Here is a 26,839-nt window from a genome sequence, read left to right as displayed (position 1 = left end):
GACTATTATTTTTGGCTTGGCTCTTCACCGGACGGAAGTGCGATGTGCGCACCACCCTGCCCGACCAGAACCAGCTCACCTTGTTCGTTGGAAATCGCACCAGCGAGAGAACGCCGGTCCGAGCGATGGACGACCGAGAAACTTCGTCCTTGATCTTTGCTGGTCAGCACTGCCCCGCCGTGCCCTACGATGACCATGGTGCCGTCAGACAGCAGACTGCCGCCCGACAGGCCGGAACGTACCGACCGGTTGCCGTCCTTCAGCTCGATCTGTTGCCAGTTGTCGCCAAAATCGGTCGAGCGAAACAGATGGCCACGCAATCCATAAGCAATTACCAGCCCCGGTTGCTCGCCACCCAGCACGCCAAAAAGCGAGCCTTCATAGGGTGATTCGACGCGTTCCCATGTCTGCCCCATGTCCGAAGAGCGGAACATGCCCCCCAGCTCACCGACGATAAACAGACCGGAACCCTTTATCTCGGCGATGGCGTTGAGGTGGTAACCGTCTTCATTATCGAGACGATCAACGATGTTCTCCCAGTTTCGGCCGCCATCGGTGGTTTCCAGCAAAACCCCGTAAGCCCCGACGGCAATACCGTGCTGCGGACTCTCGAACCAGACGTCGAGCAACGGTACCTCGCCTTCGCGATCCTCGTACTGGCGAACCCAAGTCTCGCCAGCATCTGAAGTAGCCAGGATCAGCGCATCGTGACCGACCGCCCAACCATGCTTATCGTCGGCAAAATAGATCGCAGTAAGCAGCTGGCGGGTCGGAACCTTGGCTTGCGTCCAAGTTGCGCCGCCGTCATCGGAAAAGAGGATATGCCCACGATCCCCCGCCGCGACCAGACGCTTACCGGCCTGGGCGATATCGAGCAGAAGCGTGGATGCGGCTTTCTGCGATTCGATCGCATAGCGGGTGCCTGGCCCAGCTGCGCTTTGTGCGTGAGCCGGAGCGGTGACAAAAAACAGAATGGTGAGAACACTGCAGAGCGAGAGCGTTCTTGCCAGCGGCGAATGACTGCGGAAGATCGGCTTGCGGAGCGTTTTCGCACGGCCGATCTGGGTGCGCCACATGACGGGCTCACTCATACATACCCCCTTTATTTTTATTAGGTAAGGCCTGTGTATGACTACCAGGCCAGGCCATGCTATCGGGCTTTCGAAAGCGGCGGCAATTGCCCGGACGTTATGTTTTGTTAAACCGCGATGAGTGATGTTGCGTAATTAGCTGGCCTGATGGCACGCGGGCTTCAGAGCTACTCGTTTCGCTGCGCGGAGCGGCGAAGGATGTGGCGTTTTTGCCGTATCGAAAACAAAATTCCCGCACCGGAGCGCGGGAATCGTCGTGCCAACCGGCCATCCGGGTGACGGTTTGAAACCGTCAGGCCAGGCTCTTGCTGACCACCTCGTAGACGTCGCTGGACAGCTCGCCCGAGGCCAGAATCCGCTCCAGTTCGGTCCTCATCAACCCTTGGCGGCTCGCGTCGTACTTGCGCCAGCGAGTCAGCGGCGCCAGCAGGCGCGAGGCGATCTGGGGGTTGAGTGTGTTCAGCACGATGACCTGATCGGCCAGGAAGTGGTAGCCGGCGCCATCGGCCCGATGGAAGTTGACCAGGTTCTGATTGGCGAAGGCGCCGATCAACGCACGGACCTTGTTCGGGTTCTTCAGCGTGAACGCCGGATGCTGCATCAGGTGCTGAACACGTTCCAGCCCGCCCGGCTGGGTGTTCCCCGCCTGTACGCTGAACCATTGATCCATGACCAGCGGGTTGTCCTTGAAGTTTTCGGCAAAGGCTTTGAGCGCCTTATCACGCTCGGCTGCGAAGCCTGAGTTGACTAGCACGGCCAGCGCAGTCAGGCGCTCGGTCATGTTGTCGGCCTGCTCGAACTGCTCGACGCAGGCGGCAACCACTTCGGGCTTGCCGCTGAGCATCAGATACGACAAGGCGATGTTCTGTAGAGCACGACGGGCGAAGTGGCTGGCTTCGGCAATATAAGGCGTCTGCCGGGACAGCTCGCGGTTGGCCTGGTAGCGCTTCCAGAACAGGTCGAACAACGCTGTGGCGATACCCTGGCGAGCAAAGTCGCGCGCCGCGTGAATGGCGTCGACATCCGCCACTTCGCTGATCTCGGTGAGGTAGGCCTCACTCGGCAGCGAGAGCATTTCGGCGACCATCGCCGGATCGAGACTTTCGTCCTCCAGCAGGCTGCGCAGCGCCGCGACCAGACGCTGGTCCAGTTGCAGCGCTTCGCCGCGCTGATGCTGTCCGATCATTTCCTGCAACACCTGAACCGACAGCTGCTGACCGGCCTCCCAGCGGTTGAAACCGTCGGAGTCGTGCTGCATCAGGAACATCAGCTGATCGCGGCTATACGGAAACTCAAGCTTTACCGGTGCCGAGAAACCGCGCAGCAACGAGGGTAACGGTTGCTCGGGAACGTCGATGAAGGTGAAAGTCTGCTCGGCCTGATCGACTGCCAGCACGCGAGTAGTGCCGACGGCGGTGTCTTCGCCTTGCAGGCGCAGAGCGATCTCGTTGCCCTGGCCATCCAGCAGGCCCAGCGAAACCGGGATCACGAACGGCAATTTTTCACTCTGACCCGGCGTCGGCGGGCAGCTCTGGCGGAACGTCAGGCTGTAGGTCTTGGTCGCTGCATCGTATTGCTCACTAACGGCGAGGCGCGGCGTGCCGGCCTGGCTGTACCAGCGCTTGAACTGGGTCAGGTCGGCGCCGTTGGCGTCTTCCATGGCTTTGACGAAGTCATCGACGGTCACGGCCTGGCCGTCATGCCGTTCGAAGTAGAGGTCACTGCCCTTGCGGAAGCCCTCCTCGCCCAGCAGCGTCTGGATCATGCGCACCACTTCAGCGCCCTTCTCGTACACGGTCAATGTGTAGAAGTTGGAGATCTCAATGAAGGATTCCGGGCGCACCGAGTGCGCCATGGGGCCGGCGTCTTCGGCGAACTGGTGAGTGCGCAGGTAGGACACGTCCTCGACGCGCTTGACGGTCGGCGAGTTCATATCGGCGCTGAACTGCGAATCACGGAAGACGGTGAAGCCCTCCTTGAGCGACAGCTGGAACCAGTCGCGGCAGGTCACGCGGTTGCCGGACCAGTTATGGAAGTATTCGTGGGCGACGATCGCTTCGACACGTTGGTGGGCGGCATCGGTGGCGGTTTCGGCACGCGCCAGCACGGCGCTGGAGTTGAAGATGTTGAGGCCCTTGTTCTCCATGGCGCCCATGTTGAAGTCGTTGACCGCGACGATCATGAAGATGTCCAGATCGTACTCGCGACCGTAGGCCTCTTCGTCCCACTTCATCGATTTCCTCAGGCTGTCCATGGCGTGCTGGCATTTGTCGATGTTCTCCGGCTCGACGTAGATGCGCAGCGCCACGTCGCGGCCGCTCATGGTGGTGAAGCTGTCCTCGACGCACCAAAGGTCACCAGCCACCAACGCGAACAGATAGGCCGGCTTCTTGAATGGATCTTCCCAGGTCGCCCAATGACGACCATCTTCCTCGTCACCGCTGGCAAGCGGGTTACCGTTGGACAGCAGGATCGGATAGGCCTGTTTCTCGGCGCTGACGGTGGTGGTGAACTTGCTCATCACGTCTGGGCGGTCGAGATAATAGGTGATCTTGCGGAAGCCCTCGGCCTCGCACTGGGTGCAGAACATGCTGCCGGATTTGTAGAGGCCTTCCAGCGCGGTGTTGCTTTCCGGATGAATTACGACGGTGCTGTCGAGGGTGAAGGCGGCGCTATCGGGCTGCAGGGTCAGGCTTTCCTCGGCGATCTCGTAATCACCGAGGCCCAACTGGCAATCGTTCAGCGACAGGGACATCAGCTCGAGATCCTGGCCGTGCAACTGCAGCGGCGGCAAGCCGGCACCCGCTTCAGGATTGCGCCGCATCACCAACTGCGCATGCACCAGGGTGCGGTCTTCGTACAGTTCGAAGGTCAGGTGTGTTTCATCGATCAGGTACTCGGGCGCCTGATAATCCTTGAGATGAATGACTTTCGGTTGTTCGGTGCGCATCTGGTAGGCCTCTTCGAGGCAGCTTTAAGCGGCAAGCTCAAGCTGCAAGTGGTTCGGTGGCAGCCGTTGACGTCGGCGTTGAAATTGACTGTCTCGTAGGGTGGATGTCGCTTTTTACATCCACCAATGTGTTCGTTCGGTGGAGCCTGATTGTTCCTCGTGCCCATTCGATGGCCACCCCGTGGATCGCCACCCGGTGGAAGGCCACCCCGTGGATCGATGAAGCGTGATCCACCCTACGCACTGTTTATTTATGCCGCGGAGCTGGCCGCGACCTGATAAGCCGTGAATTTGCGAATGTTGATAACGCCTGTATCGAGGATCAGATATTGACCCTTGATGCCGCGCAGGGTGCCTTCTACGACAGGGGTCTTTTCCAAGTCTAGACTGACGATCTTGGTCGGATAGGCCTCGACGGGGTAGCGAATCTCCAACACCTCGGCATCTGCAACCGGTTGAATCGCCTGCAGCCCATAACGCTGCTGCAGGCCTCGCAGGCCTTCGGCGCAGGCGTCGAAGATCTTCTCGCGCGTTTCGATCAGGTTGATGGGCTCGGCGTCGCCCTTGAGCAGCGCGCGCCAGTTGGTGCGGTCAGCCACCTGGCTGCGCAACAGGTCCTCGACCATGCCTGATTGCTGGCGAGTGGCGACGCGCATGATCGGCAGCGCCTGGCTCGCGCCCTGGTCGAGCCAGCGCGTCGGCAATTGCGTGGCGCGGGTGATGCCCACCTTGATGCCTGACGAGTTGGCCAGATAGACCACGTGGTCGGTCATGCAGAAATCCATGCCCCACTGCGGATCGCGGCAGGTACCGAAATCGTGGTGGCATTTTTCCGGGCTCATGATGCAGACGTCGCACTGCGGCAGTTTCTTGAAGCAGGGATAACAATAGCCCTGGCTGAAACTCTTATTGGTTTTGCGCCCGCAGTGAGTGCAATTGATGGCGCCGAGGTACTCCAATCGCAGAGTCTTGCCGATCAGCGGATTGACCGGCACCAGGTCGTCATTCAGGCGGAAGGAATATTGCGCCAGCGCGCCCAACTGAACCGACATCTTGCTCAGAGCGCCGCGTCCCAGCTCCAACATCAGTGACGGGTTCCTGAGACAGGTGCGAACAGGCTGGTATCGATCGGCGCCTTGTTCTTGCTCTTGGAGGCGCATTCCTGGCCACCCATGTAGCCGGTACGTTCTTCTTCAGGCAGATTCTGGATTTCCCAGGCGATCATCGCGCCGAGGCAGGTTTCCTTCTGCTCGGGCGTCAGTTTGCGCCCGTCGCTCCACTTGCCCAGTTCGACGGCAGTTTTCAGGTTTTCATAGATTTCGGGGGTAATGTTTTCGATGGCTTCGATAAAGGACGACATGGCCGGCTCCCAGGGAAACAAGCGCGCATTCTACCGAGCGGCATCGCTTTAGGGAAAAACTCGATCAGCTTCAGCTGCGCTAGGTCGCGGCCCTGCGGCGCGCCAGCAGCCCGCCAATAACGCCAGTCAGACAGCCGGTAATCAGCCCACCGACATGGGCCGCATTGGCGATCGCCAATGCGCCGAAACTCACCACCTCGATCAAGCCCGTCAGGCAGATCACCAGCCAGATCAGCATTAACACCACCACGCCGGGTGGCAGGCGATAGGCTTCGTCCGGCGACAGTTTCTGGAACAGCCAGCAGTGGCCGAGCAGCCCGTACAAGACGCCCGACAACCCACCGAAGATACCCGGCCCGCCAAACAGATATTGCGACAGGTTGGACACGACACCGAACAGCAGCGTGAATCCGAGCAGCATCAGCGCACCCTGACGGTATTCAATGCGTCGTCCGAGTTCCCAGTACCACATGGAGTTCATCGCCAGATGCAGGAAGCCAAAGTGCACGAAAATCGGCGTCACCAACCGCCACCATTCTCCCGCGTCAAGAGTCTGTCCAAGGGTGGCGAAATAGGCATATTCGCCGTCGATGCGGAAATCGCTGAAGCTGAACCAGCGGATAGTCTCGAAGTTCTCGCCGAGCATGGTGATGGCGGCTGCGATCATCGTCAGCAGTAGCACCGCAGCGGTGAGCGGGCTTCGACGCAAGCTCGCCACGAAACCGTCGCCGCGGCGTGGCGGCTGCTCGGCAACCACAGCGCCGTCACCTTGAGGGTAGCGTTGATAAAGCTCTTGGACCTGCTCGACAGTTTCCGCAGGCACCCGCAAGACCTGTTCGCCCGACTCCTCGGACACCCGGCAAGGCACCCGCAGGCGTCGCAGCAAAGCAATGAAACCACTCAGATCCTCTGACAACGGCAGGCGCAACGCCTCGACAACAGCCATCTATCGCTCCACGTTCACCCAGACGAACTTCGCCGGGTCGAGTCTTGTTTCCTGATCGAGCCGGTAGGCGACGAGTTTGCCGTACTTGACTGCGCTGTAGTCCAGGCAGGCCAGGTTTGGACGAATGGGCGCAGGCGTACCGCTACGCCAGTAATGCCCAACGAACAGCAACGGGTTATCGGGGCCGTAGAGAAACAAGCGGCTCTTCTGAGTTTCACTGAGTGGCAGGCGGGCCGCTCTTTCCGGCAGGCCGTCAGGCTGGAAGACGATATCGCCGTAGGTCCTGGGATTCTCTTCCCAGAACTTGGTACGAAAGACGCTGCGAGTGAATCCCTCGGCGCTGGTCAGCGTAAGGCCTTCCGGCAAAGGCATGTCGGTGCCTCGTAGCAGGCGGTCCAATGCCTTTGCAGCAAACCCGTCGCTGAAAGCGGCATCACGCAAGAACTCAGAGTCAACACACCCGTGGCTTAAACGCTGGCGCAGCTGATCGATGACAGCGTTGTCCCAGCAGGCGTGAACCACGCGGAAGCGCTCGCTCTGAAGAAACAACGGCAGCTCCATGAACCACTCGCGGAACGCTTGCCATTCGTCCGAATAGCGCTCGAACTGCTCGAACGTCTGCTGCAGCAACATCTCATAGCGCGGCGTGTGTTCGCGAACGAAGGCCTTGCCGCTTTCCGGTGGTGCCGGGGTATACCAGCCCAGTGCGTTGAACTCGTGGTTGCCCATGATGCAATAGGCCTGCTCCGCCTCGACCATTGCATGCACCAGATGCAACGCCTCACGGATGCGTGGCCCGCGGTCGATAATGTCGCCGAGGAAAATCACCTGTCGCCGCGGATGCCGCCACACATCGCCATGCTGGCGATAGCCGAGCTGATCAAGCAGGCGCATCAGGGTATGGGCGCAACCATGCACGTCCCCAATGAGGTCGTAGCTGCGCTCCGGATCGACGATCACTATTCCCCTCCACCGAGGCGACTGCCCCAGCCCAGCTTGGTGCGGCAGACCTCGTAATAGTTGTGATCCAGCGGGTGTATCAGGTGCAGTTTTTGCGGCTTCTTGCGCACCGTGACGGTATCACCGGGCGCACAGGTGAAGTGGTTCTGCCCGTCGCAGGACACCTGCGGATAGATCTGCATGTTTGGCGAGACGACGATTTTCAGCTCGCTGTTGCCATCCACCACAATCGGCCGGCTGGATAACGTGTGTGGATACATCGGCACGATGACGATCGCATCAAGACGTGGATGCATGATCGGCCCGCCGGCGGAAAGCGAGTAAGCAGTAGAGCCAGTCGGTGTCGCGATGATCAGACCGTCGGCCTTCTGGCTGCAGACAAATTGCCCATCGATATACAGCTCGAACTCGATCATCCGCGTCGACTTGCCGGGGTGCAGTACAACGTCGTTGAGCGCATCGCCCTCGCCGATGGACTCCTCGAAGCGCCGGACCTGGGCCTCGAGCAGAAAGCGGTTCTCCAGCGTGTACTGCCCACTGAGCACTTCGGCGACTTTCTCTTCCAGTTCGTCAGGGCGAATATCGGTGAGAAAGCCCAGGCTGCCGCGGTTGATTCCCAGCACCGGAACACGATGCTTGGCCATTGCCCGTGCGGCACCGAGCAGGCTGCCATCGCCGCCCACGACGATCACCAGATCGCACGAATCGCCCAGTCGCTGCCGCGAAGACGTCTGCATGCCATGGCCGGGCAACACCTCGGCGATGTTCTCTTCGAGAATGACGTGCAGATGACGCTCTACGAGGAATTTCTTCAGCCGGCGAATGGTATCCAGCACCTGGGAGCTGCCCAGGCGACCGATGATGCCGATATTGCGGAACTGGTCCATTGAAGCTCCCTGATAGACGTGACTGGTAACGGGCGGACTGGAATCGACGGGACGTTGGCCGGCCGGGGCGTAACAGGCACTAGATTGGTGTCGCGTGGGCAGGCTTGAGTTCAACACCGCGCTTGGTGCGAGTCCCATTGCAGTGCGGCTGCGCGATTATGAGCGAAAGCCCGAAGTGGCAGCAAACCATCCCGGCTATGCTTGGTGCATGAACCGCCCCTGTCTTGCCGAGTTATTGCCCAGGTTGCTGCACCCGCAGGTGCGGGATCTTGCCTGGGTGTTGCTGTCGCCGCCGCTGCTGAAAGATACGCCATCGCCCCAACGCCATCCGCTTGCGACCAGTCGCTGGACCGAACGACCCGGCGAACTCGCCGACTGGTTGCTCTTACTCGATACACAGCCGGCCGTGCTCCAGGCCTGGCTTGCGCAGCGCAGCATTCGCCGGCTGGGCCTGTATTACGAAAGCCTCTGGCAATTCGCGCTTTGCCAAGCACCGGATATCGATCTGCTGGTGGCCAACCTACCGATCCGTCAAGGCGGTCACACGCTGGGTGAACTGGATTTGGTCCTGCGCGATACCGAAGGTGTGCATCACCTGGAACTGGCGGTGAAGTTCTACCTCGGTCTGGATGATGGCGACCGTACTCGACACGACCACTGGCTAGGCCCCGGTAGCCATGACCGGCTGGATATCAAATTGCGCCGCCTCTGTGAGCATCAATTACAGCTCTCCTCCAGTCCTCATGCTCGCGCGCTGCTGTGCGAGCTGACCTGCTGCGAAATCGACAGCGCGCTCTGGCTCGGCGGCTATCTGTTCCAGTCTTGGCCAGCCGGCTGCGAGCCGCCCGCAGGCGCCGACCCGTCACATCTTTACGGAAAATGGGTGCGGCATTGCGACTGGCGAGGCTTTACCGATGGTAACCGCGACGCGCGCTGGCAGCCCCTGCCCCGCAGCGCCTGGCTTTCGCCAGCTCGATTGGCCGACAGCGAAGTCTGGCAACCCGTGGATTTCGACAGCTGGGTCGCTGATACGGACAGCCAGCGCCAAGCAAAGCTGCTGGTCCGCCTCGAACCAGACATGAATGATCTCTGGCTTGAGCAGGAGCGATTGTTTCTCGTCCCTGACGCCTGGCCGACCTGATCGGCGAAGGCGCGTCTTTCGCCGTCAAACTGTCATTTGCATACTTCACACTCCATCGCGTCAGCAATGCTGACATTTCTGCAACGTGAACAGCGAACAGATGTCCTCAGCCCAAGCCCATTCAGACCACCGACCGCATTCAAGCGCCTGGAGCATCTTTCTGGTGTTTCTACGCTTGGGCTTGACCTCTTTTGGCGGCCCGATCGCGCACCTCGGCTATTTTCGCGAAGAGTTCGTCAATCGGCGTCGCTGGCTGGATGAACCGGGCTATGCCGACCTGGTCGCGCTCTGCCAGTTTCTACCCGGACCGGCCAGCAGCCAGGTCGGGATTGCCATTGGCCTGCTGCGCGGTGGTTACAGCGGATCGTTGGCCGCCTGGGCCGGTTTTACGTTGCCTTCGGCGATTGCTCTGGCGCTGTTCGCGCTGGGCATTGCCAGTTGGGGCGATGCCTTGCCGGATGAGCTCTTGCATGGTCTGAAGATTGTCGCAGTAGCGGTCGTGGCGCAGGCCGTATGGGGAATGGCGCGAAATCTCTGCACCGACGGAACACGGATCACCATTGCGCTGGCTGCGGCCTGCGCCGTACTGGTAGTGCCCAACGCCTGGGCACAACTCGGGATAATAGTTATTGCAGGGATGATCGGGCTGCTCCTGTTTCGTCCATCCATGCGCTCGCCGTCGATGCCTTTTCAGCCCCGTACCGGCCGAGCGACAGCCAGCTTCTTCCTGATCCTGTTCTTTGCATTGCTGATTGGGCTGCCCGTGCTGGTTGCCGTCTCGGCAAGCCAGTCGCTGGCATTGCTGGACACCTTCTATCGTGCCGGTGCGCTGGTGTTCGGCGGCGGCCACGTCGTGCTGCCGCTGCTCCAGGCCGAGGTGGTACCCAACGGCTGGGTTAGCAATGACACCTTTCTAGCCGGCTACGGTGCGACTCAGGCGGTGCCAGGCCCACTGTTCACGTTTTCCGCGTTTCTTGGTGCCTCGATGAGTGGTGGCAACGGCAACCTGGCAAACGCCGCGGTGTGCTTGGTTGCTGTATTCATCCCGTCGTTTCTACTGGTGTTCGGCGTCATGCCGTTCTGGGAACGGCTGCGTGCCAGCCGGCATATGCAGGCGGCATTGGGTGGGGTCAACGCTGCGGTAGTTGGCCTGCTGTTGGCCGCCCTGTACGACCCGGTCTGGACCAATGCGATCTTCGGTGCCGATGACTTCGCTCTGGCGATGATCGCCCTCGTCGCGTTGATGGTCTGGAAGCTCCCGCCCTGGCTGGTGGTGCTGGTCGGTGGCATCGCAGGCTGGATGCTCGCAGCGCTGCTATAAGCGTATCGGGTCTAGCCGCTACGTTCGGTGCGGCCGCCGGAGCGCGCCAAGTAGCCGCTGCCCTGCTCACAGAGCAAAGCGGTATAGCCATCCATGGACAGCGCATCGAGGCCATCGCGCAACGAATAGGCGGTAAAGCCAAGTTGGGTCAGCAGAAACACCGCGCTGGCACCGCGCTTGCCGCTATCGCAGTAGCACAGATAGACCCGGTCCTGTTTCAGCAAGCGGACCTTGAGGCGTAGCAGGTGCAGCGGCATGTTCAACGCCTGCGGCGCATGCCCGTGCTGATATTCGTCAAGCAACCGGACATCGAGCCACTGCGCACCTTTGGCTATCAAGCCGCTCGCCTCAGCAAGATTGAGCTCGGCAACCACCGGCGCCTTCAACAGCGCAATGAAATCCTCGCGCGCCAGCCGCAGCACACAGGCATCCTCGAGAAGCGTCACGGTGGCGTTTCGCGGCCGCTCGGTCAACAGCGCCTCCTCGCCGAAGCAGGCGCCGACGTCCAGCTCCGCCACCACCTGCCCTTCGTTACCGAAGCCGATCATGACTTCCGCACGTCCACTCTTGAGGAAGTAACAGCAATCACCGATTTCGCCTTCACGCAACAGCACATGGCCGGCGGGCAACTCGATCGATTCGATTTTGTTCAGCATGTCCCGCACATTTTCCGGCGGCACCTTGGCGAACAGTGGCTTTTCCAGCAACTCCTCGAGCCAGTCCGTCAGCTCGCCGACGGTCGCCAGTTCCAGCAGCAGATCGGCATTGGCCTGATGCCATGACAGCAAGCGGTTCAACTGAGCGCTATCGAGCACTAGCACGCTGGAATCTTCCAGAGCCCACACCTTGCTCAACCGAGTGCCGACGCTGACCGCATGGCAGCTTTCCGGGGAACCGGCAACCATGCGTCGCTCTTCGCCGTCCGGGCCCTGCATGGACAAGGCACCAGCGAGAAGGAAATAGCTGGATCCAGCCTCTGTATCGTCACCGAACAACAGCTCGCCAGCTAGCAGCGGGCGAGGCGTTAGCTGGTCGCGGAGCTCCTTGACCCCACAGGACGAGAGCGCATTGAGCGGAATCAGACTACGTAACTGATCATGACGCAGCGGCTTGTTCATCCTTGGCTTCCAGAAAACGATAAGTCAGCGCAACAGCTCGTCCAGTTGCGTCTGGGCAGCTCGTCGGCCTTGAAGGCCGCCGGTGTGTATGAAGATGAGCCGCGTGCCCTTGGCAAAATAACCGCGCTCCACGTGAAGGCGCAACGCCATCATCGCTTTTGCCGTATACACCGGCTCCAACGGCAGGCCTGCGACCTCGGTTTCGAACAGAAAACGGGCAAGCGGCTCGTCGAAACGGCCGAAACCACCGCGGCTCGCATCGAATAGCTGATAACCGTCATTAGCGATTCCAGCCTCCTTCAAAAGCCTGCAGACTTCTTGCGCCACGCCGTGAGATGGCGGGCCGGCCAGTGCGCCATAAACCGGGCGGCGCGCCTGTCCCGCCTCACCGATGACCAGCCCGGCCAGCGTCGTCCCGGTCCCTGCTGCCAGCCACCAACCGTCATGATCATCCCAGCCGAGAGCCGCAAGCTGTTCCTGCACGTGGGCCACCAGCGGTGCGCAACCCAGAGCCCCAGACAGCCCGCCCCCGCCTTCAGGCACGCAGTAATAGCCCGGATATCGTTCAAGCCAGGGTGTGAAGAATCCCGGCTGGTGCCGCTCACGGTAACCGCCGTAGCCCAGCCAGTGCAGTTGCATGCCGAAGCCTTGTAGGTCCTCTATGGTTGGCGTCAGCCGTGGGTTGCCGCGCAGCAAGCCGACGCTGACAAAGCCGGAGCGCTTTGCAGCAGCCGCCATTGCGTGAAGATGATTGGAGTGCGGCCCACCGAGACTGATAAGCCCCGGCGCTCCGGCCGCATGTGCTGCGTGAAGATGATGGGCGAGTTTGAACCACTTGTTGCCGGACAGCTCGGGATCGACCAGATCCAGGCGCAGCACGGCGACCTGCACGCCAGCTCGCTGCAGCCAGGGCAGATTGATTGGCTGCAACGGTGCTGTCGTTAAATCGGGGAAATTGGATGGGATCGCCGACAAGCGCGTCAGCTACCGGTGCGCAGCCGGCCTTGCGACCGATGCCTGGCACAGCAGTTGGACTCACCGATAACGAAGCGGCCGGGTGAGTCGACTTTGTCCAGCGGCATGCTGCACCGCTCTCCGCTGGACAGCGTCGCAATGCAGCTCGGTTGTTGGTAATGCTGGACCCACTGACCGTACTGCTCTTCGGATACGCCGCATTTGGCAGCAGCATATGCCAGAGGATTCTGCTGGTAGCGCGCCATATCCTGCAGAGGGATGGTCAGATGACCGGCACCAGGATGGTAGGCCATGAACAGTACGCCCATGTGTGAAAGCCGCTCCAGTACCCGCTCACCACTCTGCTCGGCAAGCGCATCACGTTGCTTCTGGAGCTGTTCGATTTCATCCTGTAACTGGCTGTCCAGCTCGTTGCGGTAGGCCAGTTCAACGTTACGGATCGTCACCTGTTCCTTATACTCGGCTACCGCTGCTGCAATCTGCGTTTGCATCTCGCTATCGAATTGCGCGCGTGCGGCATCCGCTTCGGCGCGGCCGTTCTGCTCCAAAGCGCGCAATTGCTGGCTCATCTCTTCACGTTTTTTTTGGAAGCCCTCGGCCTGGGCGTTTAGCTGTACACGCAATTCGGCGGCACGTTGTTCCTGCTGGTGCAGATCGAGGCGTAGCTGGGTAATTTCGTCCTGCAGTTTGGCCTGTTGCTGCACGGCCAATTCGCGCAGCTTGGCGATATCGGCTTCGCGCTGTTGCTCAAGGCTGGCGATGCGCAAACGCTGCTGCTTGATGAGTTGGGCGGCTTTGAGCCGTTGCTCCTGCTCGAGCTTTTCGGCTCGCCGGGTGGCGACTTCCTTGGCTGGGTCAGGCGCGTACCAGGTTTCCTCGGCGACCATCTGCAACCGCTCGGCAGGCACGGTCTGAGGCGCTTCGTCCTCGACCAGCAGTCCCAGTTGATTGCGCTTGATTCGGTCACGCAGCATGACGAAGTGGTTTTTGCCCTGGGTCAGCTCCGGATCCCATAAGTGCATCTGGTGCCAGGACACCGGGCACTGGCTACGACAGGCCAGGCGAATCGGCCCGGCACCCAGATCCGGTCCGCGCCCTGTGCGCTCGGCCAGATTGCGCAGCGGGATATTCCAGCCACTATCTGCCGAACCGTCTTCGTTGAAATCGAGATAAAAGAACACCGCCGCACGAATCTGCAGGCGGGCATTGACCAGCACGTAGGCGACACGCATTTGCTGGTCGGCGAACTCCGGCATGCTCACGACTCCGTCGAGCATGGCCTCGAATTCCGGATAAAGCATTTCCTTGCAGACGCCGCCATCATTGAAGAACAGCACGGCTTCGACCGTCTGCGGTTTGTTCTGCATGCTCGGCATCCTCAACAGCATGAACGGCCAGCGAGTTTTTGAGATAGCGAGCGCATCGACGCCGCAGTCCCATGGTCGGCGCAAGTTTAGGGGAAAAAGCGAAACCGGCAATGTGACTGGGTTGGCAGCGAACTTGGCGTTCGGACCAACCCAAATAGATGCCGCCGGTAAATTGTGACAGGGTTGGGATTAAGCTGATCGGGGCTTTAGCGCTGCAAGCTGAGGCGCCAAGCGCCGAGCCATTTCGTCGCCGAGCGCCTGCAGACCGCTCATGGGACGCACCATGACTTCAAAATCAATGATCAACCCGGACTCGTCGAAGCGAATCAGGTCGATACCCTTGAGTTGTCGGTCACCGACGCGTGCGCTGAATTCCAGCACTACGCTCAAGCCGTCAGCGCTAGCTAGCTCGCGGTGATAGGCGAAGTCTTCAAAGACCTTGATCACGGTGTTGAGGATCAGATTGACGGCCGCCGCGCTCTCGTAAGGCTTGTACGCCATCGGAGAGCGAAACACCGCCCGCGAATGAAGCAGCTCGGGTAGAGCGCTGAGATCCCGGGTCTCGATCATTCGATGCCAACACTGCAGGCTGGTAGCAGCGGCGGGTTGCAGCGATAGAGATGCGCTCATGCAATGCTCCTGTAGAGAAAGCCCCGCTCGGAGCGGGGCTTGGAAACTAGATCTCGGCCGCAAGGCGTGAGCCCTGATTGATCGCGCGCTTGGCATCCAGCTCGGCGGCCACATCCGCTCCACCGATCAAATGCACATGGCGCCCAGCTGCTTCGAGCTCAGCCTGCAATTCACGCAACGGATCCTGCCCGGCACAGATGATCACCGTATCCACTGGCAACACCTGCGGCTCGCCGTCGGCAACACGGATGTGCAGACCGGTCTCGTCGACCTTGAGATATTCCACGGCGCTAATCATCTGCACCTGTTTGTTCTTCAGACCGGTCCGGTGAATCCATCCGGTGGTCTTGCCCAGTCCGTTACCCACCTTGGATTTCTTGCGCTGCAGCAGATACACCTGGCGCGCCGGTGCATGCGGTGCCGGCTGGATACCGGCAACCCCCCCGCGTGCCTCCAGCCCAAGATCGATGCCCCACTCCTTCCAGAATGCTTCGCGATCCAGACTGGTCGACTGGCCACGATGAGTGATGAACTCAGACACATCGAAGCCTATGCCGCCCGCGCCAATCACCGCGACGCGCTGGCCCACTGGCTTACGCTGCAGAATCGCATCGAGGTAGCTGATTACCATTGGGTGCTCGATTCCCGGAATCTCAGGCGTGCGTGGTGCGATACCGGTGGCGAGAACAATCTCGTCGTAGCCGCCAGCTAGCAGTTCGGTAGCACTGGCGCGGGTATTCAGACGCAGATCGACGCCTGTGCTCTGAAGCTTGCTATTGAAGTAGCGCAGGGTCTCGTAGAACTCCTCCTTGCCCGGCACACGTTTGGCGACGTTGAACTGGCCGCCGATTTCGCTGGCCGAGTCGAACAGCGTTACGTGGTGGCCACGCTCGGCAGCGACCGTGGCCGCCGCCAAACCAGCCGGGCCCGCGCCGACCACCGCAATTTTCTTCACCGCCGCGGTGGGAGTGTAGTTCAGCTCGGTCTCGTAGCAGGCGCGAGGATTGACCAGGCACGTAGTCAGCTTGCCGCCGAACGTGTGATCGAGACAGGCCTGGTTACAGCCGATGCAGGTATTGATGGTATCGCTGCGATCAGCCGCCGCCTTGTTGACGAAATCCGGATCGGCGAGGAAAGGTCGCGCCATGGACACCATGTCGGCATCGCCTTCGGCCAACACCTGCTCGGCGATTTCCGGGGTGTTGATGCGGTTGGTGGTAACCAGCGGAATGCCGACCTCGCCGCGCAGCTTCGCCGTTACTTTGGTAAAGGCCGCGCGCGGCACCTTGGTTGCGATGGTCGGGATGCGCGCCTCATGCCAGCCGATGCCAGTGTTGATCAGCGTCGCGCCGGCCTGTTCGATGGCTTTGGCCAGTACCACCACCTCATCCCAAGTACTGCCGCCTTCCATCAGGTCGAGCATGGACAAGCGATAGATGATGATGAATTCCGGTCCCACCGCTTCCCTCACGCGGCGAACGACTTCCACCGGCAAGCGCATCCGGTTTTCGTAGCTGCCGCCCCAGCGATCATTGCGATGGTTAGTATGGGCGACCAGGAACTGGTTGATGAAATAGCCTTCCGATCCCATGATTTCGACACCGTCATACCCTGCCCGCTGGGCCAGGCTGGCGCAATTGACGAAGTCGCGGATCTGCTTTTCGATGCCCTCTTCATCCAGCTCGCGCGGCGTGAAGGGGTTGATCGGTGCCTGGATGGCGCTTGGCGCCACCGACTGTGGACTGTAGGCGTAACGGCCTGCATGGAGAATTTGCATGCAGATCTTGCCGCCCGCCTCATGCACGGCCTGGGTAACGATTTTGTGCTCTTCGGCTTCTTCGGCGGTGGACAGCTTGGCCGCGCCGGCACGCACCGAACCTTCTTCATTCGGCCCTACGCCACCGGTGACGATCAAGCCGACACCACCGCGGGCACGCTCGGCAAAGAACGCCGCCATGCGCTCGAACCCGTTGGGCATTTCTTCGAGACCGGTATGCATCGAGCCCATCAGCGTGCGATTACGCAGCGTGGTGAAGCCCAAGTCCAGCGGGGCCAGCAGATGCGGAAAGGCAGTCATGTTCGTTCCTCGATCAGACGGCACAGGCTCGTGCCATGTATGCAACGGTAGGGCCGCCACGCCTCGTCGGGTCGTGGTCGCTATGCCGCGAAGATAAACAGGCGACACCGAGCGCTCAATGATTCGAAATGACAACTCTCTGATCCTAATGCACAAAAGGCTTGGCAAGCGAACGGCAGATGCCTAGTCTCTTGGCTCACCCAAAAAGTAATTGTCATGCGCACCCATACCAAGCTGCTCGGCCTGGCGGTACTCGCCATTGCCGCAATAGTCATCTACCTGGACTGGACGCGTGATCGGCGCAGCGGCCCCTTACTGTCGGACTTACGCACACTACCCATAAGTATCCAAGGGCAACCGGGAACCGCCGGCAATCTGCTCGGGATCGAAACCCGACTGGTGCCGGCCGACTATCAAAGTCGCGAGCGATTGCAGCTGAAGTTCGCCACCTACCTCGACCAGGCGCGCGATGCCGGGCTGCTGAACGCACGCACCGTTGTCGTGCTGCCCGAGCATGTTGGGACCGGTCTCTTCGCCCTCGGCGAGAAACCCGAGGTTCAGCAGGCGCGTACGCTGCGCGATGCGATGCAATGGATGGCGCTGAGCAACCCTTGGGATTATCTCCGTGCGCTGTTCAACAACGAAGGCGACGACCGCCGCACGGAGGCGGCTCTGAAGATCAAGGCGCGACAGATGGCCGATGACTATCAACTCATCTTCGGCGGCCTTGCAAGGGATTATGGCGTGACGTTGGTTGCGGGCTCCATCGTGCTTCCGGAACCTCGCCTTGAAGACGGTCGTTTGCTGATCGGCGACGGTCCACTCCGGCAGGTCAGTTTGAGCTTCGCCGCCAGTGGCGAACCAATCGGACCACTGCAACACAAGATGATGCTCAGTCGTTACGAGCAGCGCTACAGTGAAGCATCGACCGACCAGCCGGGGACCTTGTTGCAGACGCCCGCTGGTCGACTGACTGTGCTGATCGGCTGCGATGGCTACACCCGCTCCGTTCCAGCCGATGCCGAACTGCTCGCCGTACCAGGCGCACGAGACGATCCGTCCAGTGCCTGCGCAGCCACCGCCCCAACGGGCACAGAGCTGCCGCGCATGGAAGTGCGTACGCTCGGATTGCCCTGGAATCTGGTCGGCTCACCCCACAGACCTACACGACACAACCATAGCGAGCCGGTGCAACTGAACAATCTCTGGCTGCCGGAGCGGTCATGAACCGGCAGCGAGTACGGCTCGGTGATCTCTCGGTAGGATTCGTGCACAGCCTGAGCAGCGCGCTGCAGGAGAAACAGATAGACCCGCAACCACTGCTGGAAGCGTACGGACTGGATCTGGCACGCCTCTCGGAGCCGCATGCCCGTCTGTCGATCCCGCGGTACATGCGCCTCGGTCACGCGGCTATACAGATGACTGGCGATCCGGGCCTGGGGCTGGATATGGGCCGGCTGCGCAAAGCCGGACATCTCGGCTTGGTTGGCGTTACTTCGACCCAGGCGCCGACTGTTCGTGAAGCGGCGCGTACGTTGATTCGCTACGAGCCGCTGTATACGTCCAACTACCGTGGCGCCTCAGGGTTTCATGAAGACGCCGAAGGTGCCTGGTTGCGGTTCTATTCGATCAGCCCATACAACGGCTACAACCGGTTCGTCGTGGATACCGTGCTGGCCAGCTGGATCACTCAGCTGAGGGCGATTGCGGCATGTCCGTTGTCGCCTGCCGCGGTTCAGATCGAATTCGACCGCCCCGACTACGCCGCATCCTATGAAGCGTTTTTCGCGAAACCCGTGATGTTTGGTGCCGAGCACAATCAACTTCGGCTGGATAAGGCCACGCTTGCATTGCGCAACCCCGAGCATTGTCCCGGCACCTGGCGCCAGCTGCTGGAACTCTGCGAAGCGGAGCTGGAGCAGCGCACCCGCACTCGCAGCCTCCATGAGCGGGTAACGCAACTCTTGGGGCCGATGCTCAAGGGCCAGGAGCCGGACTTGCAGCAGATCGCCAATCGTCTGCAGCTTCCGCCCTGGACGCTGCGCCGCAAGTTGGAAGAAGAAGGCACCAGCTATCGGGCCATCCTCAATGACACGCGACGCGACCTGGCGATGGCCTACATTCGCGATACCGAATCGGCGTTCGGCGAAATCGCCTGGCTACTCGGCTTCTCCTCTGCGGAGGCTTTTCAACGTGCGTTCAAGCGCTGGAGTGGGCAGACACCCGGGGAATATCGGCGCGCGCAGCGGCACGCCGGCTGATATTAAAGCTCGAACGCGTCTTCGGCAGGTTCAAGGCCGTCCTGCTCTGCCGCGTGCCATTCGAGAATTTCGTCCTGATAGTCATCCATAGGAGCGTTCCTCTTGCTGGAGTCAAATGTGCTAACAAAGTCCATGCCAGGCAAGTTAACGCAGGCCTATGAACAAAATATGAACCCTCGCACATTGCAATCGCGCTGAAGCCATCCACGAGTGAGGCTCAAGGCGTCGACAGACCAGCGGCAGTCATAAACTGGCGCAACAGCCAGGCGACCACACCAAGCGCAAGCACGCTGGCGGACCAGATCAGCACCAGCCAGGTCATTCGCTTCCATAACGGCTTCGGTCCAGGCGCGCTACTTTCGTGCTTGTTTTGCATGCAAGGCTCCGTGAAGAGACAGACTCAGTGGTAGCCATCGTCGGCGCTGACCTTGCCGCGGAACACGTAATAGCTCCATGCGGTGTACATCAGAATAAGCGGAATGATCAGCAGCGCACCAACCAGGGTGAAGCCTTGGCTCTGTGGTGGCGCGGCAGCATCCCAGATACTCACCGACGGCGGGATAATGTTCGGCCAGAGGCTGATACCCAGGCCGCTGTAGCCCAGAAAAATCAACGCCAGGGTAAACAGAAACGGCGAGTAATGGGCGTAGCGCGCGATCGATCGCAGCAACCCGAAGGTGCACAGCAGCACGAGGATTGGCACCGGCATAAAGAGGATCAGGTTCGGCATGCTAAACCAGCGCTCGGCAATGTCCGGGTGCGTCAGCGGTGTCCATATGCTGACGATGCCGGTCACGGCGAGGACCGTCCATACCAGCGGTATGCCGATATCGTGCATGCGCTTCTGTAGATCGCCAGCGGTTTTCATGATCAGCCAGGTGCAGCCCAGTAACGCGTAGGCGGCGATCAAAGCCAGGCCGCAAAACACCGAGAACGGTGTCAACCAATCCAACGGACCTCCGGCGTAGGCGCGGTCGGCCACTGGGAAGCCGTCGATGAAGGCCCCCAGCGCGACACCCTGAAAGAACGTCGCCGCCAGCGAGCCGCCGACGAACGCTTTATCCCAGATATGCTGGCGCGCCGCGCTCGACTTAAAGCGGAACTCAAAGGCAACGCCGCGAAAAATCAGCCCCATGAGCATGAAGATGATCGGCAGATACAATGCCGAAAGCACCACCGAGTAGGCCAGCGGAAACGCGGCGAATAGCCCGGCACCACCGAGCACCAGCCATGTTTCGTTGCCGTCCCAGATCGGTGCCACGGTATTCATCGCCACGTCGCGCTCAGAGGTATCGGCCAGGAACGGGAAAAGAATGCCAATACCTAAGTCGAAGCCATCCATTACGACGTACATCATGATGCCGAAGATGATGATGACGGCCCAAATCAGCGAAAGATCGATGCCCATATTCAGTTCCTCTCGCCCAATTGGTCGCCATGGTCGTGGGGAATCGCCTCGTCGGCGGCGGAAAGCGGTCGCATCGGGGTGCGCTTTTCACCCGGCCCACCGGCCCCTTTCTCGTTGCCCTCGTTGATGACCGGCCCCTTGGCAATCAGGCGCAGCACATAGACGAAACCGATGCCGAAGACTGCAAAGTAAATCAGCACGAACATCGCAAGCGTCAGACCGAGTTGTCCGGCGCCATGATTCGAGACGGCGTCCGAGGTGCGCATCACCCCATAGATCACCCAGGGCTGGCGGCCGATTTCGGTGGTGAACCAGCCCGCCAGGATCGCAATAATTCCCGAAGGCCCCATGCACAGCGCCAGCCGCAGGAAAGGCCGTGATGCGTACAGACGGCCGCTGCGCCGCAGCCAGAGGCTCCACAAACCCGTGAAAATCATTAAGAAGCCCAGCGCGACCATAACCCGGAACGTCCAGAATACGATGGTCGAGTTAGGCCGATCTTCCGGAGGGAAATCCTTGAGCGCCGGAATCGGCTCGGTCAGGCTGTGTTTAAGAATCAGGCTACCCAGATAGGGGATTTCTACCTTGAAGCGCGTCTCTTCACGCTCCATGTCCGGCCAACCAAACAGCACCAAAGGCGTCGGCTCGCCCGATGAATTATCCCAATGCCCTTCCATCGCAGCGATTTTCGCGGGCTGATGTTCCAGTGTGTTAAGGCCATGGAAGTCGCCAACCATCGCTTGGATTGGTGCAACAAGCAGTGCCATCCACATAGCCATCGACAGCATCTTGCGGATCGCCGGATTGTCCTTTCCGCGAAGCAAGTGCCAAGCTGCGGAAGCACCCACTATGAATGCCGTGGCCAGGAACGCGGCAATCGCCATGTGCGTCAGACGATAAGGAAACGAGGGGTTGAAGACGATGGCGAACCAGTCCACCGGGACCACGATGCCATCAATGATCTCATGGCCCTGAGGTGTATGCATCCAGCTGTTCGAGGCGAGAATCCAGAAGGTGGAAATCAGCGTGCCGACCGCCACCATCAAGGTAGAAAAGAAGTGTAGCCCCGGTCCTACACGGTTCCAGCCGAACAGCATGACCCCGAGAAAACCGGCCTCGAGAAAAAATGCAGTAAGCACCTCGTACGCCAGCAACGGTCCGGTCACGCTGCCCGCAAATTCGGAAAAGGCGCTCCAGTTGGTGCCGAACTGGTAAGCCATGACGATGCCGGAAACCACGCCCATACCGAAGTTGACGGCGAAAATCTTCAGCCAGAAATGGTAGAGATCGCGGTACACCTGGCGCTTGGTCTTCAACCACAACCCTTCCAACACGGCGAGGAAGCTGGCCAGCCCGATGGTTATCGCCGGAAATATGATGTGAAAGGAGATGGTGAAAGCGAACTGGATCCGCGCAAGCTCGAGAGCTTCCAAACCGAACATTAACAACCCCTCGTCAGTAGCCGCTTGCCCCTGGCTTATTGATGTCATCACGTATTACAGACAGCAGGAAACCACAAGGGTGCGCTCTGCGCCCCGTAACAGATTGACGCAGATAGCGTAGAACGGATGAAAAGAGTGGGCTCGCCGGGTGGTTCCGGCCCCAACGCAATCATCGATTGCATTGGAAAAGCAATTACCGGCGCGTAGGAATGCAGAAGCAAACGGCAGAAGCGGGGGAATAAAAACGAAAAAAGCGGCCATATGGCCGCTTTTAACGAGGCTTCCAGTCGTTCAGATGAACCAGAAGCGAATGTGGCGCAGCGGACGGGACTCGAACCCGCGACCCCCGGCGTGACAGGCCGGTATTCTAACCGACTGAACTACCGCTGCGCGTCGGCCGGACTTTCGTCCGATTCGCAAGGCCTGCGGTGAAGCAGTAGTCAACCGTTGATACAACAGGCTGATTGCCTTGCGAGGCGCGCAATTTACGCACCCAACAGAATCAAGTCAACAGCCATAGCGTTATTTTCTGTAGAAATAACGGCCACTTGCAAGCACGCTCAGGATTCATCGCCTGCCGGGCACCTTTTGCCTGAAAAACAGTCAGTTGCATTGGCATACTAAAGTGCTTCTTTGTCATGGCTCGGTCTGGATGGAGCGAACACCTCGAACTACAGTTGAACCAAACAATCAGCTCATCATCATTCAGCTTCATGGAGCACCTAGCTTGGCTTCCCTCGCAGCAGTGCACAAAGCCCGTCAGCACGCGCCGATGATCGCCAGTGCGGCTATCGTTGTGCTCTTCGGCCTCTACCTAGCTGGCCAGATTAGTGGGTGGCTGCAACTTACCCAGGCGCCGCCTACAATCGCCGCTGACAGCAGCCAACCCGCTGGCGTCGCACCCGATTTACAGCGCATGGAAAGCTTGTTCGGAACACCAGCCAGCCAAGGCTATGCACCCAGTACAACGAGTTCTGATCTAACCTTGCTCGGAAGCTTCGTTCATGCCGATCCTGCTCGCTCCACGGCAATCATCCAGCTGAGCGGACAGCCGCGGCTCTATCGGATTGATGAGCAACTGGAGTCGGGCGTGGCTCTGCACAGCGTTCATCCAGACAGGGTAGAAATACAGCGCGGCGGCCAGATCGAAAGCCTGTATTTTCCAAGCACCCGCTCCGTTACTGCCGTGCCCGATAACCTGCCGGACTACAGTGAACCTGCACAAATGGATCAACTCGACCCGCAGGCGGAAATGCTGCAACAACAGATGGAAGCGCTTCGCCAACAGATGGAAGGGTCAAATAACCCGCCAGAGAATATGCCCTCCAATGAACCGCCCACGGAAGAGACGACTGACTGATGCTGCCTTTTTCCTCCCGCCCGCTCATTGCGCTACTCGCTGCCGGCCTGCTCGCCGCTCCCCTGCCGCTGCTGGCAGCTGATCCGGGAATAGAGCCGAGCGAAACTCAACAGGACGGCTGGACGATCAATCTCAAGGACGCGGATATCCGTGCCTTCGTCGATCAAATCAGCCAATTGACCGGCCAGACGTTCATCGTCGACCCACGAGTAAAAGGGCAGGTCAGCGTGGTGTCGTCGACCACGCTCTCATTGTCCGAGGTCTATCAGCTATTTCTTTCAGTAATGGCGACTCACGGCTACAGTGTCCTCACCCAAGGCGAGGTCGCACGAATTGTGCCAAACGCCGAAGCGAAATCGGAAGCTGGCGGCGGGCCGACCGGCGGCGACTTGCTGGAAACCCGGGTCATTCAAGTCCAACACACATCTGCCACCGAGTTGATTCCACTGATTCGACCACTGGTTCCGCAATACGGCCACCTCGCCGCGGTCGCCTCTGCCAACGCGCTGATCATCAGCGACCGCAGCGCGAATATTGCACGCATCGAGGATTTGGTTCGTCAACTCGACCGCGCCCAAACCGGCGACCACAGTGTGGTGGACCTGCAGTATGGCTGGGCCGTGGATATCGCCGAGGTGCTTCGCAACACGCTGGCTCGCGGCGAAGCCAGAGACACCGCCGGCGCTCAGATCATCGCCGATTCACGCACCAATCGCCTCATTTTCACCGGCCCGGAACAAGCGCGGCAGAAGCTCGCCAACCTGGCGAAAACGCTCGACACGCCCAGCACCCGATCCGCAAATACACGGGTCATCCGCCTGCGCCACAACGACGCAAAAGCGCTGGCAGAGATGCTCGGCGATATTTCGGAGGGGCTCGCCACGCCTACTGACGGCGAAGCTCAAGGTGGAAGGCCACAGGATATCCTGATTCGCGCCGACGAAAGCCTCAACGCGCTGGTGATGCTCGCCGAGCCCGAGCTGATCGGCACATTGGAGTCGATTGTTCGACAGCTCGACGTCCCGCGCGCGCAGGTCATGGTCGAAGCGGCCATCGTCGAGGTATCCGGCGATATCACCGACGCGCTCGGCGTTCAGTGGGCGGTAGACGCCCGTGGCAGCACAGGCGGCGTCGGCGGTGTCAGCTTCGGCAATACCGGGATATCGATCGGCAGCGTGCTCAACGCGATCGATGAGGGCGAGATCCCTAGCGACCTTCCCGACGGCGCGATTATTGGTTTGGGCACGCGCAGTTTCGGTGCGTTGATCACTGCGCTGTCAGCCAACAGTAAGAGCAATCTGCTCTCCACACCTAGTCTGCTGACGCTGGACAATCAGGAGGCCGAGATTCTCGTCGGGCAGAACGTGCCCTTTCAGACCGGTAGTTATACGACGGACTCAGCTGGTGCAAACAATCCGTTTACCACCATCGAGCGAGAGGACGTGGGTGTGACACTGAAGGTGGTGCCGCACATCAACGACGGCGCTACGCTGCGCCTGGAAATCGAGCAGGAAATCTCTTCGATTGCGCCGTCGGCATCAATTTCGGCCCAGGCCGTGGACTTGGTGACGAACAAGCGTTCGATCAAAAGCACCATTCTTGCCGAGGACGGTCAGGTAATCGTGCTTGGCGGTCTCATTCAGGATGATGTAACCCTCACCGATTCTAAGGTCCCGCTGCTTGGGGACATCCCATTCCTAGGCGCGCTGTTTCGTTCCACTCAGGAAACTCACGTCAAGCGCAACCTGATGGTATTTTTGCGGCCAACGGTCGTCCGCGATCGCGCGGGGCTGGCGGCGCTGTCCGGCAAGAAATACAGCGACATCCGGATCATCGAGACCGATTCGGACAGCCCGAGCATTCTGCCCGCCACGCCTGAGCGGCTGTTCGATGGCCAGGGGCAACCTGCCCCGGCAATCGATCTTCGTTCCAACGAGCCGGCGCAACGCAGCGCTGTGCCTAGCGCACCGGCGACGCAACGAGCACCGGAGACCTTTACGCCGCAGCCCCAACTCCAGGAACAGTCGTCGGTGCGTTCGGGCTGGTCCATACAGCTGGCAAGCCTGCAAAACCGCAATAGCGCGACGGCGCTACGGGAAAAGCTGCTCGCTGAAGGATTTGATGCTTACATCAGAACGACAGGACGTACGCATCGCGTCTTCGTCGGGCCGGTAGATCAGCGCCAGGAAGCCAATCGGCTCCGCGAGCAACTATCTGAAGAACAGCGCCTGGATGGCTTCGTGGTGAATTTCGAACCTGCCAGCGATTGATGGACGGTCAATGCAGCCCTTGCGGGCCGCACTCGCATCAGAGCGCCGCCAACCCGCGAGCCAGATCGACCTTCAAGTCAGCCACGTCTTCCAGACCCACCGCCACACGGATCAGGCTGTCGCGAATCCCAGCGGTCGCGCGGTCTTCGGCGGAAAGCCGGCCATGCGTGGTCGATCCCGGATGGGTGATGGTGGTCTTGCTGTCACCCAGATTGGCGGTGATGGAAATCAACCGGGTCGCGTCGATGAAACGCCACGCGCCCTCCTTGCCCCCCGCCACCTCGAAACTCAATACCGCACCGAAGCCTTTCTGCTGGCGCTTGGCCAAAGCATGTTGCGGGTGGCTTGGCAAACCGGCGTAATACACCTTCTCCACACCCGGTTGCTGCTCGAGCCACTCGGCGAGCACCTGAGCGCTGGCGCAATGGGCCTGCATACGCAGCCGCAGGGTTTCCAAGCCCTTGAGGAATACCCACGCATTGAAAGGGCTTAATGTCGGGCCAGCCGTGCGCAAAAAGCCCACCACTTCTTTCATCTGCTCGGCGCGCCCAGCAACCACACCACCCAAGCAGCGCCCCTGCCCATCGATGTACTTGGTCGCGGAATGGATGACAATATCGGCCCCGAGCGACAAAGGCTGCTGCAATACCGGCGTACAGAAGCAGTTATCCACCGCCAGCATGGCGCCCTTGGCGTGACAAAGCTTGGCCAGCGCCTCGATATCTACCAGCTCAGCCAGAGGGTTCGAAGGAGACTCAACGAAAACCAGCTTGGTGTTGGTCTTGAAAGCCGGCTCCCAGACGCCCACATCCGTGAGCGGCACGTAATCGACCTCGAGTCCGAAGCGCTTGAGGTATTTCTCAAACAACGAAACCGTCGCGCCGAAGACGCTACGCGAAACCAGCACATGATCGCCAGCGGAACACAGGCTCATCACCGTCGCCAGGATCGCAGCCATGCCGGACGCGGTCGCCACGGCCTGCTCGGCCCCTTCCATGGCGGCGATGCGCTCCTCGAACGCGCGTACAGTCGGGTTGGTATAACGCGAATAGACATTTCCCGGCACTTCGCCAGCAAAACGCGCAGCGGCATCGGCGGCGCTACGAAAAACGTAGCTGGAGGTAAAGAACAGCGGTTCACCGTGCTCGCCTTCGGGAGAGCGATGTTGGCCGGCACGAACGGCCAGCGTATCCATGCGTGCGCCAGACAGATCACTGTCCAGCCGGCCAGCGTCCCAGTCGATTGTCATAGTCGTTTCCACCCTGAACCGAGGCG

22 protein-coding genes and 1 tRNA gene are annotated in these 26,839 nt (G+C 60.2%); 6 read left to right on the top strand and 17 right to left on the bottom strand.

Annotation, left to right across the window (positions count from 1 at the left end):
* Positions 1-5: 5 nt before the first annotated feature.
* The 7 genes from D7241_RS04600 to D7241_RS04570 form a co-directional block, all read right to left on the bottom strand.
* Positions 6-1,091 carry a WD40/YVTN/BNR-like repeat-containing protein gene (locus D7241_RS04600; protein ID WP_408100488.1) on the bottom strand — a complete coding sequence of 362 codons (1,086 nt, stop codon included), beginning with the start codon at positions 1,089-1,091 and terminating at the stop codon, positions 6-8.
* Between the two features lie 292 nt (positions 1,092-1,383).
* A complete protein-coding gene (pepN, locus tag D7241_RS04595; protein ID WP_408100487.1) occupies positions 1,384-4,041 on the bottom strand; it encodes an aminopeptidase N in 2,658 nt (885 codons plus the stop codon).
* A gap of 251 nt (positions 4,042-4,292) precedes the next feature.
* Positions 4,293-5,126: a DUF2797 domain-containing protein gene (locus D7241_RS04590; RefSeq protein ID WP_408100486.1), complete on the bottom strand. Its 834-nt coding sequence runs from the start codon at positions 5,124-5,126 to the stop codon at positions 4,293-4,295.
* Positions 5,126-5,401, bottom strand: coding sequence for a YeaC family protein (locus D7241_RS04585; protein WP_255981890.1), 276 nt, complete (start codon positions 5,399-5,401; stop codon positions 5,126-5,128). Before D7241_RS04585 ends, D7241_RS04590 begins: the two co-directional genes overlap by 1 nt.
* Positions 5,402-5,480: 79 nt before the next feature.
* Positions 5,481-6,347, bottom strand: coding sequence for a rhomboid family intramembrane serine protease (locus tag D7241_RS04580; protein WP_408100485.1), 867 nt, complete (start codon positions 6,345-6,347; stop codon positions 5,481-5,483).
* Positions 6,348-7,307: a metallophosphoesterase gene (locus tag D7241_RS04575; RefSeq protein WP_408100484.1), complete on the bottom strand. Its 960-nt coding sequence runs from the start codon at positions 7,305-7,307 to the stop codon at positions 6,348-6,350. It lies immediately after the preceding gene.
* A complete protein-coding gene (locus D7241_RS04570; RefSeq protein ID WP_255981896.1) occupies positions 7,307-8,194 on the bottom strand; it encodes an NAD(+) kinase in 888 nt (295 codons plus the stop codon). Before D7241_RS04570 ends, D7241_RS04575 begins: the two co-directional genes overlap by 1 nt.
* 208 nt (positions 8,195-8,402) lie before the next feature.
* Here D7241_RS04570 and D7241_RS04565 point away from each other — a divergent pair, with 208 nt between their 5' ends.
* The gene (locus D7241_RS04565; protein ID WP_408100483.1) at positions 8,403-9,335 is read left to right on the top strand and encodes a DUF1853 family protein; all 933 of its coding nucleotides are present in this window, start codon (positions 8,403-8,405) and stop codon (positions 9,333-9,335) included.
* A gap of 100 nt (positions 9,336-9,435) precedes the next feature.
* Positions 9,436-10,656 (top strand): chromate efflux transporter, encoded by a 1,221-nt coding sequence (gene chrA, locus D7241_RS04560; protein ID WP_408100482.1) that lies wholly within the window; start codon positions 9,436-9,438, stop codon positions 10,654-10,656.
* Between the two features lie 11 nt (positions 10,657-10,667).
* On the opposite strand, the gene D7241_RS04555 is transcribed toward chrA, so the two are convergent.
* The 5 genes from D7241_RS04555 to D7241_RS04535 form a co-directional block, all read right to left on the bottom strand.
* Positions 10,668-11,774 (bottom strand): cyclic nucleotide-binding domain-containing protein, encoded by a 1,107-nt coding sequence (locus tag D7241_RS04555; RefSeq protein ID WP_408100481.1) that lies wholly within the window; start codon positions 11,772-11,774, stop codon positions 10,668-10,670.
* Between the two features lie 24 nt (positions 11,775-11,798).
* Positions 11,799-12,704, bottom strand: a complete 906-nt coding sequence (locus D7241_RS04550) for a 1-aminocyclopropane-1-carboxylate deaminase/D-cysteine desulfhydrase (RefSeq protein ID WP_408100480.1) — start codon at positions 12,702-12,704, stop codon at positions 11,799-11,801.
* Positions 12,705-12,754: 50 nt separating this feature from the next.
* A complete protein-coding gene (locus D7241_RS04545) occupies positions 12,755-14,116 on the bottom strand; it encodes a chromosome partitioning protein ParA (protein ID WP_408100479.1) in 1,362 nt (453 codons plus the stop codon).
* A 189-nt stretch (positions 14,117-14,305) separates the two neighbouring features.
* A complete protein-coding gene (locus D7241_RS04540) occupies positions 14,306-14,746 on the bottom strand; it encodes a nuclear transport factor 2 family protein (protein ID WP_408100478.1) in 441 nt (146 codons plus the stop codon).
* Between the two features lie 46 nt (positions 14,747-14,792).
* Complete coding sequence (locus D7241_RS04535; RefSeq protein WP_408100477.1) at positions 14,793-16,823, bottom strand: FAD-dependent oxidoreductase; 2,031 nt, start codon at positions 16,821-16,823, stop codon at positions 14,793-14,795.
* Between the two features lie 216 nt (positions 16,824-17,039).
* On the opposite strand from D7241_RS04535, the gene D7241_RS04530 reads away from it, so the two are divergent.
* Together D7241_RS04530 and D7241_RS04525 are read left to right on the top strand one after the other, a co-directional pair.
* Positions 17,040-18,050 carry a carbon-nitrogen hydrolase gene (locus D7241_RS04530; protein WP_408100476.1) on the top strand — a complete coding sequence of 337 codons (1,011 nt, stop codon included), beginning with the start codon at positions 17,040-17,042 and terminating at the stop codon, positions 18,048-18,050.
* The gene (locus D7241_RS04525; RefSeq protein WP_408100475.1) at positions 18,047-19,084 is read left to right on the top strand and encodes an AraC family transcriptional regulator; all 1,038 of its coding nucleotides are present in this window, start codon (positions 18,047-18,049) and stop codon (positions 19,082-19,084) included. Before D7241_RS04530 ends, D7241_RS04525 begins: the two co-directional genes overlap by 4 nt.
* 217 nt (positions 19,085-19,301) lie before the next feature.
* On the opposite strand, the gene D7241_RS04520 is transcribed toward D7241_RS04525, so the two are convergent.
* From D7241_RS04520 to D7241_RS04505, 4 genes are all read right to left on the bottom strand, one after another.
* The gene (locus tag D7241_RS04520; protein WP_255981917.1) at positions 19,302-19,460 is read right to left on the bottom strand and encodes a DUF2474 domain-containing protein; all 159 of its coding nucleotides are present in this window, start codon (positions 19,458-19,460) and stop codon (positions 19,302-19,304) included.
* A 24-nt stretch (positions 19,461-19,484) separates the two neighbouring features.
* Complete coding sequence (gene cydB, locus D7241_RS04515) at positions 19,485-20,492, bottom strand: cytochrome d ubiquinol oxidase subunit II (RefSeq protein WP_408100474.1); 1,008 nt, start codon at positions 20,490-20,492, stop codon at positions 19,485-19,487.
* A gap of 2 nt (positions 20,493-20,494) precedes the next feature.
* Positions 20,495-21,934 carry a cytochrome ubiquinol oxidase subunit I gene (locus D7241_RS04510; protein ID WP_255981921.1) on the bottom strand — a complete coding sequence of 480 codons (1,440 nt, stop codon included), beginning with the start codon at positions 21,932-21,934 and terminating at the stop codon, positions 20,495-20,497.
* Positions 21,935-22,247: 313 nt separating this feature from the next.
* Positions 22,248-22,324 (bottom strand) — tRNA-Asp (locus D7241_RS04505).
* Between the two features lie 382 nt (positions 22,325-22,706).
* Between D7241_RS04505 and D7241_RS04500 the strand changes: the two genes are divergently transcribed.
* Both D7241_RS04500 and gspD read left to right on the top strand, forming a co-directional pair.
* Positions 22,707-23,294 (top strand): type II secretion system protein N, encoded by a 588-nt coding sequence (locus D7241_RS04500; protein WP_408100473.1) that lies wholly within the window; start codon positions 22,707-22,709, stop codon positions 23,292-23,294.
* Positions 23,294-25,564: a type II secretion system secretin GspD gene (gene gspD / locus D7241_RS04495; RefSeq protein WP_408100472.1), complete on the top strand. Its 2,271-nt coding sequence runs from the start codon at positions 23,294-23,296 to the stop codon at positions 25,562-25,564. Before D7241_RS04500 ends, gspD begins: the two co-directional genes overlap by 1 nt.
* A 37-nt stretch (positions 25,565-25,601) precedes the next feature.
* On the opposite strand, the gene D7241_RS04490 is transcribed toward gspD, so the two are convergent.
* A complete protein-coding gene (locus D7241_RS04490; protein ID WP_255981927.1) occupies positions 25,602-26,813 on the bottom strand; it encodes an O-succinylhomoserine sulfhydrylase in 1,212 nt (403 codons plus the stop codon).
* Positions 26,814-26,839 lie beyond the last annotated feature (26 nt).

The organism is Stutzerimonas sp. VN223-3 (genome assembly GCF_045999685.1).
Lineage (GTDB): Bacteria > Pseudomonadota > Gammaproteobacteria > Pseudomonadales > Pseudomonadaceae > Stutzerimonas > Stutzerimonas stutzeri_AR.
Note: the sequence above shows the minus strand (reverse complement) of the source record. Positions and strands in the feature narration are given on the sequence as shown.

Excerpts from the sequence above, each read along its gene's own strand:
- D7241_RS04565 (WP_408100483.1), top strand. The coding sequence starts at position 8,403 with ATGAACCGCCCCTGTCTTGCCGAGTTATTGCCCAGGTTGCTGCACCCG.
- gspD (WP_408100472.1), top strand. The coding sequence starts at position 23,294 with ATGCTGCCTTTTTCCTCCCGCCCGCTCATTGCGCTACTCGCTGCCGGC.
- D7241_RS04510 (WP_255981921.1), bottom strand. The coding sequence starts at position 21,934 with ATGTTCGGTTTGGAAGCTCTCGAGCTTGCGCGGATCCAGTTCGCTTTC.
- D7241_RS04580 (WP_408100485.1), bottom strand. The coding sequence starts at position 6,347 with ATGGCTGTTGTCGAGGCGTTGCGCCTGCCGTTGTCAGAGGATCTGAGT.
- D7241_RS04535 (WP_408100477.1), bottom strand. The coding sequence starts at position 16,823 with ATGACTGCCTTTCCGCATCTGCTGGCCCCGCTGGACTTGGGCTTCACC.
- D7241_RS04545 (WP_408100479.1), bottom strand. The coding sequence starts at position 14,116 with ATGCAGAACAAACCGCAGACGGTCGAAGCCGTGCTGTTCTTCAATGAT.
- D7241_RS04500 (WP_408100473.1), top strand. The coding sequence starts at position 22,707 with ATGATCGCCAGTGCGGCTATCGTTGTGCTCTTCGGCCTCTACCTAGCT.
- D7241_RS04540 (WP_408100478.1), bottom strand. The coding sequence starts at position 14,746 with ATGAGCGCATCTCTATCGCTGCAACCCGCCGCTGCTACCAGCCTGCAG.
- D7241_RS04590 (WP_408100486.1), bottom strand. The coding sequence starts at position 5,126 with ATGTTGGAGCTGGGACGCGGCGCTCTGAGCAAGATGTCGGTTCAGTTG.
- D7241_RS04570 (WP_255981896.1), bottom strand. The coding sequence starts at position 8,194 with ATGGACCAGTTCCGCAATATCGGCATCATCGGTCGCCTGGGCAGCTCC.
- cydB (WP_408100474.1), bottom strand. The coding sequence starts at position 20,492 with ATGGGCATCGATCTTTCGCTGATTTGGGCCGTCATCATCATCTTCGGC.
- D7241_RS04490 (WP_255981927.1), bottom strand. The coding sequence starts at position 26,813 with ATGACAATCGACTGGGACGCTGGCCGGCTGGACAGTGATCTGTCTGGC.
- D7241_RS04520 (WP_255981917.1), bottom strand. The coding sequence starts at position 19,460 with ATGCAAAACAAGCACGAAAGTAGCGCGCCTGGACCGAAGCCGTTATGG.
- D7241_RS04555 (WP_408100481.1), bottom strand. The coding sequence starts at position 11,774 with ATGAACAAGCCGCTGCGTCATGATCAGTTACGTAGTCTGATTCCGCTC.
- chrA (WP_408100482.1), top strand. The coding sequence starts at position 9,436 with ATGTCCTCAGCCCAAGCCCATTCAGACCACCGACCGCATTCAAGCGCC.
- pepN (WP_408100487.1), bottom strand. The coding sequence starts at position 4,041 with ATGCGCACCGAACAACCGAAAGTCATTCATCTCAAGGATTATCAGGCG.
- D7241_RS04525 (WP_408100475.1), top strand. The coding sequence starts at position 18,047 with ATGAACCGGCAGCGAGTACGGCTCGGTGATCTCTCGGTAGGATTCGTG.
- D7241_RS04530 (WP_408100476.1), top strand. The coding sequence starts at position 17,040 with ATGCGCACCCATACCAAGCTGCTCGGCCTGGCGGTACTCGCCATTGCC.
- D7241_RS04600 (WP_408100488.1), bottom strand. The coding sequence starts at position 1,091 with ATGAGTGAGCCCGTCATGTGGCGCACCCAGATCGGCCGTGCGAAAACG.
- D7241_RS04585 (WP_255981890.1), bottom strand. The coding sequence starts at position 5,401 with ATGTCGTCCTTTATCGAAGCCATCGAAAACATTACCCCCGAAATCTAT.